Genomic DNA, 14,866 nt, shown 5'->3' with positions numbered 1-14,866 from the left:
GACGTGCACTCCACCGTGCACTGCACCGTTCCCGGGAGTGATCCTCGGAGATCGACGATCCGGGACGGCACCCTACCCGGCGGTACGCCCCCGGGTCAGCCTCCTGCGGCGCCACAGTACGAACGGCACCGCCCCGGCCAGGCCCAGCGCCCCCGGAGCCGCGGCCGAGGCCACCGACGCCGCCGCGCTCAGCCCGGACTGGTCGAACGTGCCGGGCACCGGAAGCAGCGACCAGCGGTTGACCGGCCAGGCCACCACGAACGCGCGCCCGACGACCTCGTCGTTGGAGACCGTGCCGTTTCCGGGCAGCTCCTGGTGGTAGCGGGAGTCCAGCGAGTTCTGCCGGTGGTCACCCATCACCCAGATGCTGCCCTTGGGCACGTCGATCGGCCCGAACGGCTTGTCGTCACAGGGAGTGTTGCCCGGGTAGATGTAATCGGTCTCGTTCAGCGGAACCCCGTTGACCTGGACCTTTCCGCCCTTCTTGCACTCCACCGTGTCACCGCCGACCGCGATGACCCGCTTGATCAGGTCCTTCTCCTCGGACGACGGCATCAGTCCGATGAAGCTCAGGAACCGCTGCGCCACATTCGGCGCGGGTGCCTGGGTGTCGTCCAGCCAGCCGCCCGGGTCGTGGAAGACGACGACCTCACCCCGCTCCGGCTCGGAGCCGAACCAGGGGGTGAGCTTGTCCACCAGCACTCGGTCGCCCCGTTGCAGGGTGTCCTGCATCGAGTCCGAGGGGATCGAGAACGCCTGTACCAGGAAAGTCTTGATCAGAAGCGCCAGCAGGAGCGCGATCCCGATGAGAAGGGGCAGCTCCTTCCAGAAGGAGCGCGGTTTCCTCGCGTCCGATCCGTCGCTGTCGCTGTCCTTGTCGCCGTCGTGGATCCCACCGGACCCGCTCCCGCGTTCCGTCGGCTGGTCCGTCACGTTTTCGGGCGACTCGGCGAGCTGCTCGTGTCCCTCCTCGGGATCATCGTGTCCGGATCGTGCGCCGACCGCCACATCCCCCACATCCACTCCTCACTCCGTGCGATTACTCCGTGCGATCGCCTGCCCCGGAGACGGGACAGGCCCACCACTCCCATAACGAGCGGGAGTTCCGCAGGGCTCGGGAGCCGGATCAATCCGTTCAGATCCTGGGAAGACACACTATGGGACGGTCCCAGTGCCGTCGTCGGCGCGGCACGCGGATCCGGGACCGATGCGTAGGTCTCCCGCTCCTCCAGTCGCCGCCAGTGACCGAACGGCCAGGCGATGACGACCGCGCGGCCCACGACCTCGTCCTCCGAGACGGTCCCCTTGTCCGGCTCCTGCAGGTGGAAGCGGGAGTCGGCCGAATTGGACCGGTGGTCCCCCATCACGAAGATGCGTCCGGCCGGCACCTGTACCTCGAAGGGGATCGTGGAGGGCGCGTTCCCGGGGTTCAGATACGGCTCGGTCAGCGGGGTGCCGTTGACGGTGACCTTGCCGTCCCGGTCGCAGCACTTCACGGTGTCCCCGCCCTTCGCGACGACGCGCTTGATCAGATCCTGCTCGTCGGCGGACGGCACCAGTCCGATGAAGGTCAGCGCCTGCTTGACCTGCTTGATCACGACGGGTGAGTTGTCCGGCGGCGGCTTCTCGTCCCGAAGCCAGTTCCCGGGGTCCCTGAAGACCACGACATCGCCGCGCTCCGGCTTCGAGCCGAACCACGGCGTGAGCTTGTCCACCAGCACCCGGTCGCTGACCCTGATCGTCTGCTCCATCGATCCCGAGGGGATCACGAACGCCTGCACCAGAAAAGTCTTGAGGACCAGCGCGATCAGCACCGCCACGGTGATGAGCAGCGGTATCTCCTTCGCCGCGGACCTGCGACGGCGCTGCTTGACCCGGCGGGCGAGCTTACGGCGCTCCGCGCGCCCCGGCAGCGTCCGGCCGGTGGTGGGCCGGGAGCCGGTCGGCAGCCGGGTGTCGGCCCCATGACTGGGGCGGCGCCCCCGCTTACCCATGGCCCCCGCCCGGGGCCTCTATGCCACCCGAGGCCGCCGCGTCACCCGGGATCTCCCCGTCACCCCGGATGTCCGCGTCACCCGGGCCCCGTACGTCGCGGAAGGCCTCTGTCGGCTCCAGGACCGCCCAGCGGCCCAGCGGCCAGCCGATCCAGTCCGCCCGTCCGATGACCTTGTCCACGGGCACCATGCCGCCGCCGGGATCGCCCAGATGGTCGCGGGAGTCGCGGGAATTGCCGCGGTGGTCGCCCATCACCCACAGGGTCCCCCGGGGTACGACGATGTCGAAGGGGACGCTGGAGGGCGCGTCTCCGGCGTACAGATACCGCTCGTCCACGGACCGGCCGTTCACCTCGACCCTGCCCCCCTTGTCGCAGCAGACCACGCGGTCACCCCCCACCCCGACCACGCGCTTGACGAAGTCGGTCTCGGCGGGCTCGGCGAGACCCAGGGCCGCGGCCGCCCCGTGCAGCAGCCCGGTGACGGGGTTCTCCCGCGCCGGCTCCTGGACAAAGGATCCGGTGCCGTCGAAGACCACCACATCACCACGCTCCGGCGCGGTACCGAAACGGTACGCCAACTTGTTGACGAGCACCCGGTCCCCGACCTGGAGAGTGGGCTCCATCGAACCGCTGGGAATCAGGAACGGCTGCACCACGAAGCTGCTGAGGAGCAGCGCGAAGACGCCACAGGCGAGCCCGAGCAGCCCCGCCCTGCCCCAGGAGAGCCCGGACGGTCCGGAAAGTCCCGGGAGTCCGCGGAGTCCGGAGGACCGCCGGGAGGAACGCGCGGAGCGCGACCCCTCTTCCGTCCCGTCGTGGGATGCGGAAGAGCGATCGCGCTCCGTCTGTCGTGCTTCGGCGTCCATCGGGGCCAGATCTTATCCGGCGGCCCTGTGGACCCGGGTGCGCGTCCGAGCCGGCCCGGACGGCGCGGGGCTCACCTGTCGCGCTTCTCCTTGATCTTCGCGGCCTTGCCGCGCAGCTCACGGAGGTAGTACAGCTTGGCGCGACGGACGTCACCGCGGCTCACGAGCTCGATCTTCTCGAAGATCGGGCTGTGCACGGGGAAGGTGCGCTCGACGCCGACGGAGAAGGAGACCTTGCGGACCGTGAACGTCTCACGGACACCGGAGCCCTGGCGGCGGATGACCACGCCCTTGAACTGCTGGATACGGGAGCGGTTGCCCTCGATGACACGTACGTGGACGTTCACGGTGTCGCCGGGACGGAAAGCGGGGAGGTCGCTGCGGAGCGACGATGCGTCGACGACGTCGAGCAGGCTGGCCATGATGGTCTGCTTCCTCGCTGATGCCACAGGTCATCAGCGGATATCGAGAGAGAGTCTGATGTGCCGTTCGCGTCGGGCGGGCGTCGTTCCCCCTGCGGCAGGGGCGCACACCGGACGTACAGCAGCGGCCTATTCTTCCATGGCCTCGGGCCTGCGCCAAAATCGGCCACCGGGCTCCGGCGCCCAGCCCAGGATGGACAGCATCTCGCGGTCCTTCTTGTCGAAGGACGCCGGGTCGCAACGCTCGATCAGATCGGGCCGGTTGAGGGCGGTGCGCCGGAACGCCTCGTCCCGCCGCCAGCGCGCGATCTTGCCGTGGTGGCCGCTGAGCAGCACCTCGGGAATCCCGCGCCCGCGCCACTGCGGCGGCTTCGTGTAGACGGGGCCCTCCAGCAGATTCGCCATCGCGCCGGGGGCGAAGGAGTCGTCGCGGTGCGATTCCGCGTTGCCCAGCACACCAGGCAGCAGCCGGGCGACGGCCTCGGTGACCACCAGTACGGCGGCCTCGCCGCCGGCGAGCACATAGTCACCGATGGAGACCTCGACCACCGGCATCCGGGTCGCGTACTCGTCGATGACCCGGCGGTCGATGCCCTCGTAGCGCGCGGGGGCGAAGACCAGCCAGGGCCGCTCGGACAGCTCGACGGCCAGTTCCTGGGTGAAGGGGCGGCCGCTGGGGGTGGGGACGACCAGGACCGGGCCATGGGCACCCGACTCGTAGCCGCTCGCCAGGACGTCGTCCAGCGCGTCGCCCCAGGGCTCCGTCTTCATGACCATGCCGGGACCGCCGCCGTACGGAGTGTCGTCCACCGTGTTGTGCCGGTCGTACGTCCACTCCCTGAGGTCGTGTACGTGGACGTCGAGCCGGCCGCGTGCGCGGGCCTTGCCGACGAGCGAGACGTCCAGCGGCTCCAGGTACTCCGGGAAGATCGTGACCACATCGAGCCGCATCAGGCGCCGTCCCTACCGATCGCGGCGTCCCTACCGGTCGCCCCGTCCCTACCGGTCGCGGCCTCCCCGTCGGTGCTGCCCGAGCCACCGGAATCGCCGTCCCGGCCGGAGGCGATCTCCGCCCTGTCGTCGATCAGCCCCGGCGGCGGGTCGATGACGGCCCGCTGCTCCTCCAGGTCGATCTCGGTGACGATCTCCTCCACGAAGGGGATCATCACCTCGCTGCCGTCCGGCCGTTCCACGATGAACAGATCCTGCGAGGGCAGATGCGAGATCTCGGTGATCCGCCCGATCTCCGTGCCGTCGGCGAGCACCACATCGAGGTCCATCAGCTGATGGTCGTAGAACTCCTCGGGGTCCTCGGGGAGTTCCTCGGGGTCGACCTCCGCGATCAGCAGGACATTGCGCAGCGCCTCGGCGCCCGTACGGTCGCGTACGCCCTCGAAGCGCAGCAGCAGCCTGCCGCTGTGCACCCGGCCCGTCTCGATCCTCAGCGGTCCGGCCTGGGCCGGTTCCGTGGCGAGTACGGCGCCGGGCCCGAGCCGCAGTTCGGGCTCGTCCGTACGTACCTCGACCGTGACCTCACCCTTGATCCCATGGGCGCGGCCCACCCGCCCGACCACCAACTGCACTGACACTCCACCTTCTTGTCACGATCACGCACCGGAAACAGCGAAGGCCGGGAAGGCCGTGGCCCTCCCGGCCCCTGCCGGTGTTCTGCTGACTCAGCGAACCTGGTCCACGTCGATCAGATCGACGCGGATGCCACGGCCGCCGATGGCGCCCACGACGGTCCGCAGAGCACGTGCGGTGCGGCCGTTGCGGCCGATCACCTTGCCGAGGTCGTCGGGGTGCACCCGGACCTCCAGCACACGGCCGCGGCGCAGGTTGCGCGAGGCCACCTGCACTTCGTCCGGGTTGTCGACGATGCCCTTCACGAGGTGCTCGAGAGCCTCCTCGAGCATGCTCAGGCCTCGGTCGACTCGACGGCGGCCGAGGACTCGGTCCCGGCTTCGTCGGCCTTCTTGTCGGACTTCTTGGCCTTCTGAGTGATCGCCTCACCCTTGGGCTCGTCGCCGGCGTCCTTCGCGGCGGCCTCGAAGAGGGCGCGCTTGTCGGCCTTCGGCTCCGGCTGGAGCAGCGGCGCGGGGGCCGGCAGGCCCTTGTGCGCCTGCCAGTCACCGGTGAGCTTGAGGATCGCGAGAACCGGCTCGGTCGGCTGGGCGCCGACGGACAGCCAGTAACGCGCGCGCTCCGAGTCGACCTCGATGCGCGAGGGGTTCTGCACCGGGTGGTACAGACCGATCTCCTCGATGGCCCGGCCGTCGCGGCGGGTACGGGAGTCGGCGACGATGATGCGGTAGTGAGGCGAACGGATCTTGCCCAGACGCTTCAGCTTGATCTTGACTGCCACTGGAGTGGTGTCTCCTGGTCTTGACGTGGTTGGGCACAACGGGATGCCGCGTGGGGTTGCGGTACCCGATCCGCCCGATGGACGCGTCAGCCGGAGGAGAGAGGGGTCCTGTGCGACTGTCGAGTACAGCTGGCCATTCTGCCATACGACCGCGACCGGCCATGACCCGCCGGCGGTCATGATCCGGCGAGCGGGCAGGGGCCGGGAGCGGCCGGGGCGGCCGGTGGCCCGGCCCGCGAGGACTCAGCCCGCGGCGCCGACCACTTCGGGGATACGGAAGGGCTTGCCGCAGCCGCCGCAGACGATCGGGGCCTGGGCGAGGACCGACGGTACGACCCGTACGTTCCGGCCGCAGTCACAGACCGCCTTGACGCGTACCCCGCCGCCGGACGAACCGTGTCTGGCGGCCGGGCCGCGGAAGCTGCGCTTGGTGTCGGCGGCCGTCGCGACCGTGTGCGCCTTGAGGGCGCGCTGCAATCGCTCGATGGTGGGGCGGTACCGCCGCTTCGCCTCGGGACTGAGCGAGACCAGGGAGAAACCGCTGCTGGGATGCGGCTCCTCGGGATGGTCGAGGCCCATCTCCTCGGCGATCGCCAGGAATCGGCGGTTGTGATAGCGGCCCGCCCGCGAGGTGTCCCGAACACCTCTGGCTGCGGCGATGCCGTGGACCGCTTCGTGAAGCAGTCGTTCGAAAGAGAGCTCGGCGCCACAGGCGGACGACGACTCTCCGATCAGGGACTCTGGCGCGGCAAGATCCGGCAGCTCGGGGTGGGACCGCTGAATATCGGCCCACGCCTGCGCCAGCTCTGCGGCGAGAACAGGTGGTGTCGTGCTCACGTCGTGAACAACGAGCCGGAACCCTCCCGGGTTCCATTACGGGGCATCCCAAATAATTTGCACGTACCCGTCAGTTGCCATTGATGCGTCCGGAGGAGGGCGGGTGCGCTGATCTGCGGAGAAGTCTCACAGCTCCTACCAAGGTGGTACGTAGCGCCACGTACGCTTCGGCGCGTAGACGATCTACGTACACCAGCGCTTCCCTTTCCGGGAGAGCTCCCCGCTTCAGGACTCCTGGTGACGGATCCGCTCAATACGCGCGGGCCACAATGGCGACACTACCCGCCTCATCATCCGTTTCCGGCACCGCCCCGTCCTCGGCGACCAGACACCGTACGGAGACCCCGCGCTCGGCGAGGTCCGCCTCTCCGCGGGTACCCAGCGTCGCCCAGGGGATGCGTGCCCAGCCGCCCGCCGCCGCGGCCTCGGCGGCCTCCTCGACGGTGGAGACGTCGGCGGTACGGCCCTCGCGGCGCGCCCTGGACTCCGTCAACAGCAGCGCCTGGTCGTCCTCCAGGACCGTGGGCAGCAGCCCGGCGAGGGAGTCGACCGCCACCGGCTCCTTGCCGCCCGGGATCCGGCGTACGAGCATCGCGGTGCCGTTCTCCACGTCGCGCGGGCCGATCTCGATCCGTACGGGCACGCCCTTCAGCTCCCAGTCGACGGCCCGGCGGCCGAAGGGGATGTCGGTGCGGTCGTCGATCCGGACACGGACGCCGGCGAGCCGGAGGCGGTCGGCGGTCTCCCTGACGGCGGCCAGGACCGGCTCGTCGCCCTTGATGGCCAGCACGACGGCCTGTACGGCGGCGAGGCGCGGCGGGACGCGCAGTCCGTCGTCGTCGCCGTGCGACATGATCAGTCCGCCGACCATCCGGGTCGAGGCGCCCCAGGAGGTCTGCCAGACCAGCTCCTCGGTGCCCTCCTTCGACAGATACCGGATGTGGAAGGCCCTCGCGAAGTTCTGTCCCAGCTCGTGGCTCGTGCCCAGTTGGAGGGCCTTGCCGTCGCCCATCATCCCTTCGAGCGTCAGGGTGTTGACGGCCCCGGCGAAGCGCTCGCGCGCGGTCTTGCGGCCGAGGACGACATCGATCCCGAGGACCTCGGTCATGAAGTCCGCGTAGACGTTCCGGTGGATGTGCGCCGCGTAGTCCCTGGCGTCCTCGTAGGTGGCGTGGGCGGTGTGGCCCTCCTGCCAGAGGAATTCGGTGGTGCGCAGGAAGACGCGGGGGCGCATCTCCCAGCGGACGACATTGGCCCACTGGTTGATCAGCAGCGGCAGATCGCGGTAGCTGCGCACCCACTTGGCGAAGTACTCGTTGACGATCGTCTCGGAGGTGGGCCGTACGACGACCGGCTCCTCCAGGTCCTTGCCGCCGCCGTGTGTGACGACCGCCAGTTCGGGCGCGAAACCCTCGACGTGCGCCGCCTCCCGGGTGAGATACGACTGCGGGATGAAGAGGGGGAAGTACGCGTTCGAGGCGCCGGCGGCCTTGATACGGGCATCCAGCTCCTGCTGCATCCGCTCCCACAGTCCGTACCCATATGGCCTCATCACCATCGTGCCGCGCACCGGCCCGTTGTCGGCCAGTTCGGCCTTGGTGATCAGATCCTGGTACCAGCGGGGGAAGTCGTCCGCCCGGGGCGTGAGAACAGGTGCCTTCGCCATGGCCGGCATCGTACGGGCTCGGGGAAAAGGAACCGGCCATGCGCGCGGGGCGCACGCCCGGGGCATGGACGCTTTGCCCGCCGCCCACTGGACGCGGGCACGGATGCGGAGTTCTCTGGCATAGGAGTTCTCCGACATACGGGGGAAGAACGCGCGCACGTACACGGGGGGGGCAGTCCATCAGGGCACGACCGACCTCTCGGCGGATTGGGGCGCTATCCATGACACGTACGCTCGGCCGGCAGCACCAACGGTTCTCGCACGCGGGCACGGCACCGGCGGTCCTCCCCGAGGCGGGCGCGCGCGCCCGCGACTGGGCCGAGATCCAGGAACGGATGCTGGTGCCGCTCTACGAAGCGGTGTACGAGCGCCTTGAGGTCCGGAGCGGGACCCGGGTGCTCGGTCTCGGCTGCGGCTCGGGGCTCGCCCTGCTGCTCGCGGCCGCGCGGGGTGCGCGGGTGACCGGCGTCGATTCCGACCATGAGCGGCTGGCGCTGGCCCGCCAGCGGCTGGGCGCCGACCTGGAAGGGGACGGCCGGGCGGACCGGGCGGCCGACACGGGCACGCTGCTGCCGGTGGACCGGATGGCCGACGCCGCGCCGGGGACCGGCCGTTCACCGTACGACCTGATCACCGCCTTCCAGCCGATCGGCTCCGTGGCGGGCGACGCGAAGGGGCTGGGACCGGCGCTCGACGAGGCGATACCGCCGGCCCGGCGCGGCACGCCCGTGGTGCTCGCGGGCTGGGGTCCGCCGGAGCGCTGTGCCACGGACGGGGTGCTGCGGGTCGCGGGCCGGCTGAGCGACCGCCCGCGCAAGGGCGCCCGGCGGCCGGGGCACCGCGACGATCTGGAGGAGATCGCGGCGCGGGCCGGTCTGAAGCCGGACGGTTCCGGGCGGGTGGCCTGCCCGTTCGGGTACGCGGACCAGGAGAGCGCGGTACGCGGCCTGCTGTCGACGGGGCTGTTCGACGGCGCGATCCGGACGACGAACCGCAGGCTGGTGGAGAAGGAGATCGGCGAGGCGCTCCATCCGCATCTGCGCCGCGACGGCACGGTCTGGATGCCGAATGTCTTCCGGTATCTGATCGCCCGTACGCCCTGAGGGGTGGCTTCCCGGCCCGCGCGATCCTGACCTGAACGGCCGGTCCGTCGCCCGCTCGGGGACGGATGCCCGTCCGCCCGGGGACGGATGCCCGTCCGATCGGAGAGGGATGCCCGTCCGGAAACGGACCGGTGCACGACCCTGGACAGTATCCAGAATTCTGTTTACTGTCTCTCGCGTGACTGGCTTCGACGAGCGTTTCCTGACCCGCAACGGCCTCGCGGCCCGGCAGCTGGCGGTTCTCCTGCTGAACCACGAGCCGGAGACCCGGCTGCCGCGCGTGCGGGACTTCGCCGTGGAGCTGGGCGTCGGGAACGGCACCGTCCAGGCCGCGCTCCAGCTGCTGGAGAACGCCGAGGCGATCGAGACGACGGCCCGGGGCCATCTCGGCACCTTCCTCATACGCTCGGACCGCTCCATACTGTGGCGGCTCTCCGGGCTCGGCACGCTCCTCGCCGCGATGCCGCTGCCGTACTCCCGCCGGTACGAAGGGCTGGCGACCGGGCTGCGCTCCGCCTTCGAGGAGGCCGGCGCGCCCTTCGCGATCACCTTCATGCGGGGCGCCGGCGCCCGTACGACCGCCCTCCTCGAAGGCAAGGTCGATCTCGTCGTCCTCTCGCGCTTCGCCGCCGACCGGCTGATCGAGGACCATCCGGTCGAGCTGGTCGCGGATCTGGGCCCGGCCACCTATGTCGGGGCACACGGTCTGCTGCTGCGTCGCGGCTCCGACCCGGAGACCCCGGGGCTGCGCGTCGCCGTCGACCACGCCTCCGAGGATCAGCGGATGCTCGCCGAGCGCGCGTTCGCCGGACGCTCGGACATCGAGTGGATCGAGGCGTCGTACATGCAGCTGCGCGAGCTGTTCGAACACAATCTGGCCGACGCCACCATCTGGAACCTCGATGAGGCGCAAGGGCTGCTCGGGACGAGCGTGGACGTCCTGCCGCTCGGCGACGAGGTCACCCGCGATCTGTCGCTGCGCAACTCCCGTGCGGCGATCATCGGCAGAACGGAGGGGACGAAAGCGCTCGGCGCCGTGCGCGAGTCCCTGGATCTGTCGGTCGTCACCACCCTCCAGGCCGAGGTGTTGCGCGGTGAGCGCACGCCCACGTACTGACCGCGCCACCGCCCGGCCACGCGAAAGGAACCGCGTGAGCCGACGCGTCGGCTCAAAATACAAAATCCTGGTTACTGTCTTGTTCGCGTCGGCCGAGGAGGACCGGACCCACCCAAGGAATCGGATCGAAAGAAAGGAAGACCATGGACGACCAGCTCGCCCTCCGCGTCCGGCTGTTCCGCGAGAGCGGCCAGGTCAGGCCCGAGGTCGCCGCGTTCGTGACCGAGGAGCTGGACTCCCTGGCCACCGAGGGCCATACCGTCACCGAGGCCAAGGCGGGCATGCTCACCAGCCATCTGATGATGGCGCTCAACCGGCTGCTCGACGGCACGCCGATCGAGGAGTTCAGGACCGACGAGCAGGTGGCGGCCGAACTCGCCGGCCACCCCGAGGCCGTGGCCCGCGCCCACGCGGTCTCCGTACGCGCCGAACGGGAGTTGGGCGCTCCGCTCCCCGACTCCGAGATCAACTTCCTGGGCCTGCATCTCGCCGTACTGGCCCAGAACTCGCCCGCCTCACCCCACTCGTAGGTCCCCACCCGTAGGTCTCACCCCACCCGTAGGTGTCACCCCACTCGTAGCGCGAAGGACCCAGCCATGACGAAGATCCTCACCGGCGGCGTCGGCAAGACCGAGGTCGCGAACACCGTCTCCGCACTCGCCCTCGACGGTCTGGAGATCACGGTCTCCAACGACATGGACGCGGCGATGAAGCTCCGCGCCGGGCAGGCCGACTACTACCTCGGCACCTGTCACACCGGCGCCGGTGCCTCCCTCGGCGTCCTGGTCGGCCTCCTGGGCCGGCCGCTCTGCCATACCTTCGGCCGCCATGTCCCCGCCGAGGACGAGGTCGCCGCCCTGCTGGCGGACGGCAAGAAGGTCTTCGGCTTCGCCATCGACCAGATCGACGTGATCGCCCCGATCATGGCCCGCGCGATCGCCGCGCGCGGCTGACCGAAGACCTGCCAGGGACCGGAGGAGAGACCCCGTGAGCAGCACCGTCCTCGCAGCGAGTACCAGTCTGGACTTCTCGCTGACGCAGAAGCTCTTTGTCATAGCCCTGTGCGCGCTGACCGCCTTCATCTCGCATATGGCGCTGGCCGTGTTCAACGACGGCGTACGCCCCTTCATGCTCGACTTCATCCAGGGACGCTCCAAGCGGACCGCCACCACCGCGGTCTCCTTCGGCCTCTCGGCGGGCTTCATCTTCGGCCTCGGCGCCCCGATGGCGCTGTCCAGCGGCGTGCTCAACCCCTGGCTGCTCTTCCTGCCCACCGACATCCTGGGCATCCTCTCGCCGAGGAAGTGGCTCGCGCCGCTGCTCGGCGGCGCCTGGGGCGCTGTGGTCGTCTTCGGTCTCAACGGGGCCAACGATGTGGCGCACGATCTGCCCGTCGACTTCCTGACGGCGATGCAGCAGATGTCGACGCCGATCCTCTTCCTGTTCACGCTCTTCCCGGTGCTCGCCATCACCAAGCAGTTCGGGCGGCTGCGCGGCGGCCTGGCCGCCGTGCTGGAGCTGGCGCTCGTGATCATGACGATGAAGCTCTGGCCCAGCGTCTTCGCCGGCTCGCCGGCGATGGCGGCCGGTGTGCTGCTGCTCATCGGTTTCGCCGTCCGGAAGGACTTGCTCCAGCGCAAGGCGGACCTGGCCGCCGCGCGAGCGGCCGGCGGGGAGACCTCGGGTACGGGGCAGCGGGAGGCGGCCGGAGACGATCCGATGGCCTCGCTCTTCAGCACCAGCGCGCTGCGTCTGCGCCGGTATCTGCCGCTGTTCATGGTGCTGGGCGCCGGAGTCTGTGTGCTGGCGCAGATGCATATATTCGGCGGCGGCGAGGCGACCAGCTTCCTGATCGCCAAGGGCCAGTACAGCGAGGCCGCCCAGGTCGACTTCTACCGGGTCTTCGGCTTCATCCCGCTGATCGCGACGACCGCGCTCGCGTCCGGCGCGTACGGCATCGCCGGTTTCACGCTCGTCTACCCCATCGGCTATCTGATGCCGAACCCGATCCTGGCGGCCGTCGTCGGCGCCGTGGTCTTCGCCCTCGAAGTGCTCGCCCTGTCCTCCATCGGCAGGGTCCTGGGCAAGCTGCCGAGCGTGCGGGACTCCTCCGAGCATCTGCGGAGCGCGATCACCGACACCCTGCAACTGGCGATCCTCTTCGGCTCACTGCTCGCGGCCAATGTCATGGGCGGCGGACTCGCGATCCTCATCGTCGGCGGGCTCTATCTCCTCAACGAGGCGATGGGCAGGCCCGTGGTGCGGATGGCGGCGGCGCCCGCGGCGGTCATCGTCGGCGGCGTTCTCCTCAACATCCTCTACTGGCTGGACTTGTTCACCCCCGTCAAGGGCTGACCCCGCGGCGGTCCGGACAGACCCGCCAGGAAGGCACCCGTACCCATGCCCCATCTCACCACCGTCGCCGGGCCGCTGCCCGTCTCCGCCGTGCGCGGCCCGGCACTCTCCCATGAACATCTCGTCCTCGATCTCGACCGTACGGGCGACGGCGCCGCCGTCCTCGACACCGGGCGTCATCTGGGCGCTGTCACCTCCGAACTGGCCGCCCTGCGCGCCGAGTTCGGGCTGTCCCTGGTCATCGAGCTGACCTGCCGCGGCATGGGCCGAGACCCGCGCGCCCTGGCCCGTGTCGCCGAGGAGTCCGGGGTCGCGGTGGTCGCGGCCACCGGCTGGTACTACGAGCCGTTCCACCGGGACGAGATCGGCGCCACGCCCGTCGGCGAGCTCACCGCGACCCTGGTCCGGGAGATCAGCGACGGGCTCGACTCCACCGGGATCCGCCCCGGCGTGCTCGGCGAGATCGGCAGCCACGGCGACCGGCCCAGCGAGCCGGAGAGCCGCGCGCTGCTCGCCTCGGCGCACGCCGCCGTCGCCACCGGTCTGTCGGTCGCCACCCATGCCCAGCTCGGCCGCGGCGGACTCGCCCAGCTCGACCTGCTCACCGGTACGGGCCTGGCACCGCACCGGATCTGCCTCGGCCACCAGGATCTGCTGGACGATCCCGCCGTCCACCACGAACTGGCCGCGAGCGGCGCGTATGTCGCCTTCGACACCGTCGGCAAGGAGTCCTACCAGAGCGACGACACCCGGCTGCGGCTGCTGCTCGCCCTGCTGGACGCCGGTCACGCGGACCGCGTCCTGCTCAGCTGCGACATCTCGCGCCACGGCTATCTGGAGTCGGAGGGCGGCCAGGGGTACGGGCATCTCTTCCGGTCCTTCCTGCCCAAGGCGCGCGCGGCGGGCGTGGACGACGAGCTGATCGATCTGATGACCCGGCGCAACCCGCTGCGCTTCCTGACCGGCGCCGACACGGACGACGTCCCGGCCACCGACACCGACACCGACACCGACACCGACACCGAGGAGTTCTGAGATGCCCGTGCTCCCGCGGACCTTCCCGCTGGCGACCGTCACCCTGGAGGACGCGGCCCAGCGGCAGTTCCGGCTCCTTGAGTGCACCGCCGCGCACTTCGAGGGACCGCAGCTCTTCGAGGCGGACGCCGGTGTCGTACCGGGTCTCGGCCGCCCCCGTACGACCGCGCGCGTCGAGGCCGTACTCGCCGACTACTTCGGCGCCGAGGACGCCGCGCTCGTCCAGGGCGCCGGTACGGGCGCGATCCGCGCCGCGCTCGCCGCGGCCGTCTCCCCCGGCGACCCGCTGCTGATCCACCGGGCCCCGGTCTACCGGACGACCGCCGTCACCCTGCGCGGGCTCGGAGTCCGTACCACCGAGGCCGACTTCAACGACCGTACGGCGCTCCGGCGGGCCCTGGAGTCCGGCGCGTTCTCCTGGGCGTACGTCCAGCACAGCCGGCAGCGGCTCGCCGACTCCTACGATCCGGGTGAGGTCCTCGCGGCCTGCCGCGCCGCCGGGGTCCGCACGGTCGTCGACGACAACTACGCGGTGATGCGCGTACCCGCCTCCGGGGTGGAACTGGGCGCGGACGCCTCCTGCTTCTCCCTCTTCAAACTGCACGGCCCCGAAGGCGTCGGCGCGGTCGTCGGCGCCCGCGATCTCATCGGACGGATCCGCGCCGACAACTACTCGGGCGGCGGCCAGGTCCAGGGCCACCAGGCCCTCGACGCGCTGCGCGCCCTCACCAATGTCCCCGTCCTGTGGGCGCTCCAGTCCCGAGTCGGCGCGGAGATCGCGGAGCGGCTCACCGCCGGTGAGGTGCCGGGCGTCGCCGAGGTAAGGATCGCCAACGCCCAGGACCGGTGTCTGCTGGTACGGCTCGACCGCCCGGTCGCCCGTGAGCTGCCCGCCGTCGCCGCGCGGCACGGCGCCGCGCCCTATCCCGTGGGCTCCAACTCCCGCTACGAGATCGCCCCGCTCGTCTACCGGATGTCCAGCTCGTCGCTCGACGACGAACCCGGACTCGCCGACTGGACCGTACGGATCAACCCCATGCGGGCCGGAGCCGACCTCGTGATCGAGATCCTCCGCCGTTCGCTGCACGACCTGAAGGGCTGATC

At 70.3% G+C, this 14,866-nt stretch carries 16 protein-coding genes and 1 pseudogene; 7 read left to right on the top strand and 10 right to left on the bottom strand.

Annotation, left to right across the window (positions count from 1 at the left end; all coding sequences use genetic code 11):
- Positions 1-72: 72 nt before the first annotated feature.
- From lepB (ACIRQP_RS22285) to proS, 10 genes and pseudogenes are all read right to left on the bottom strand, one after another.
- Positions 73-1,008 (bottom strand): signal peptidase I, encoded by a 936-nt coding sequence (gene lepB / locus ACIRQP_RS22285; protein ID WP_403892825.1) that lies wholly within the window; start codon positions 1,006-1,008, stop codon positions 73-75.
- A pseudogene (gene lepB / locus ACIRQP_RS22280) lies at positions 980-1,994 on the bottom strand (signal peptidase I); the annotation flags it as partial. The pseudogene lepB (ACIRQP_RS22280) and the gene lepB (ACIRQP_RS22285), both read right to left, overlap by 29 nt.
- The gene (gene lepB, locus ACIRQP_RS22275; protein ID WP_403892725.1) at positions 1,987-2,862 is read right to left on the bottom strand and encodes a signal peptidase I; all 876 of its coding nucleotides are present in this window, start codon (positions 2,860-2,862) and stop codon (positions 1,987-1,989) included. The pseudogene lepB (ACIRQP_RS22280) and the gene lepB (ACIRQP_RS22275), both read right to left, overlap by 8 nt.
- A gap of 71 nt (positions 2,863-2,933) precedes the next feature.
- Positions 2,934-3,284: a 50S ribosomal protein L19 gene (rplS, locus tag ACIRQP_RS22270; RefSeq protein WP_129772195.1), complete on the bottom strand. Its 351-nt coding sequence runs from the start codon at positions 3,282-3,284 to the stop codon at positions 2,934-2,936.
- A 129-nt stretch (positions 3,285-3,413) separates the two neighbouring features.
- Entirely contained in the window at positions 3,414-4,235 is an 822-nt protein-coding gene (trmD, locus tag ACIRQP_RS22265; RefSeq protein ID WP_403892723.1) for a tRNA (guanosine(37)-N1)-methyltransferase TrmD, read from the bottom strand.
- Positions 4,235-4,867, bottom strand: coding sequence for a ribosome maturation factor RimM (gene rimM, locus ACIRQP_RS22260; protein WP_403892823.1), 633 nt, complete (start codon positions 4,865-4,867; stop codon positions 4,235-4,237). The genes trmD and rimM overlap by 1 nt, the downstream gene beginning before the upstream one ends.
- A 93-nt stretch (positions 4,868-4,960) precedes the next feature.
- Complete coding sequence (locus ACIRQP_RS22255; protein WP_030351741.1) at positions 4,961-5,200, bottom strand: RNA-binding protein; 240 nt, start codon at positions 5,198-5,200, stop codon at positions 4,961-4,963.
- 2 nt (positions 5,201-5,202) lie between these two features.
- A complete protein-coding gene (gene rpsP / locus ACIRQP_RS22250) occupies positions 5,203-5,649 on the bottom strand; it encodes a 30S ribosomal protein S16 (RefSeq protein WP_403892721.1) in 447 nt (148 codons plus the stop codon).
- A gap of 243 nt (positions 5,650-5,892) precedes the next feature.
- Complete coding sequence (locus tag ACIRQP_RS22245) at positions 5,893-6,486, bottom strand: hypothetical protein (RefSeq protein ID WP_030351743.1); 594 nt, start codon at positions 6,484-6,486, stop codon at positions 5,893-5,895.
- A gap of 250 nt (positions 6,487-6,736) precedes the next feature.
- The gene (proS, locus tag ACIRQP_RS22240) at positions 6,737-8,152 is read right to left on the bottom strand and encodes a proline--tRNA ligase (RefSeq protein WP_403892719.1); all 1,416 of its coding nucleotides are present in this window, start codon (positions 8,150-8,152) and stop codon (positions 6,737-6,739) included.
- Between the two features lie 221 nt (positions 8,153-8,373).
- On the opposite strand from proS, the gene ACIRQP_RS22235 reads away from it, so the two are divergent.
- The 7 genes from ACIRQP_RS22235 (at position 8,374) to ACIRQP_RS22205 (ending at position 14,864) form a co-directional block, all read left to right on the top strand.
- Positions 8,374-9,255: a class I SAM-dependent methyltransferase gene (locus ACIRQP_RS22235; RefSeq protein ID WP_403892717.1), complete on the top strand. Its 882-nt coding sequence runs from the start codon at positions 8,374-8,376 to the stop codon at positions 9,253-9,255.
- 178 nt (positions 9,256-9,433) lie between these two features.
- Positions 9,434-10,372, top strand: coding sequence for a GntR family transcriptional regulator YhfZ (yhfZ, locus tag ACIRQP_RS22230; RefSeq protein ID WP_403892715.1), 939 nt, complete (start codon positions 9,434-9,436; stop codon positions 10,370-10,372).
- Positions 10,373-10,515: 143 nt separating this feature from the next.
- Positions 10,516-10,902 carry a transcriptional antiterminator gene (locus ACIRQP_RS22225; protein ID WP_403892713.1) on the top strand — a complete coding sequence of 129 codons (387 nt, stop codon included), beginning with the start codon at positions 10,516-10,518 and terminating at the stop codon, positions 10,900-10,902.
- Between the two features lie 66 nt (positions 10,903-10,968).
- Positions 10,969-11,325 (top strand): DUF2620 domain-containing protein, encoded by a 357-nt coding sequence (locus ACIRQP_RS22220; protein WP_403892711.1) that lies wholly within the window; start codon positions 10,969-10,971, stop codon positions 11,323-11,325.
- Between the two features lie 34 nt (positions 11,326-11,359).
- Positions 11,360-12,727, top strand: a complete 1,368-nt coding sequence (locus ACIRQP_RS22215; RefSeq protein ID WP_403892709.1) for a YhfT family protein — start codon at positions 11,360-11,362, stop codon at positions 12,725-12,727.
- 45 nt (positions 12,728-12,772) lie between these two features.
- Complete coding sequence (locus ACIRQP_RS22210) at positions 12,773-13,762, top strand: phosphotriesterase (RefSeq protein WP_403892707.1); 990 nt, start codon at positions 12,773-12,775, stop codon at positions 13,760-13,762.
- A gap of 1 nt (position 13,763) precedes the next feature.
- A complete protein-coding gene (locus ACIRQP_RS22205) occupies positions 13,764-14,864 on the top strand; it encodes an aminotransferase class V-fold PLP-dependent enzyme (RefSeq protein ID WP_403892705.1) in 1,101 nt (366 codons plus the stop codon).
- Positions 14,865-14,866: the final 2 nt, after the last annotated feature.

Source organism: Streptomyces sp. NPDC102274, from assembly GCF_044766385.1.
Taxonomy (GTDB): domain Bacteria; phylum Actinomycetota; class Actinomycetes; order Streptomycetales; family Streptomycetaceae; genus Streptomyces.
Note: the sequence above shows the minus strand (reverse complement) of the source record. Positions and strands in the feature narration are given on the sequence as shown.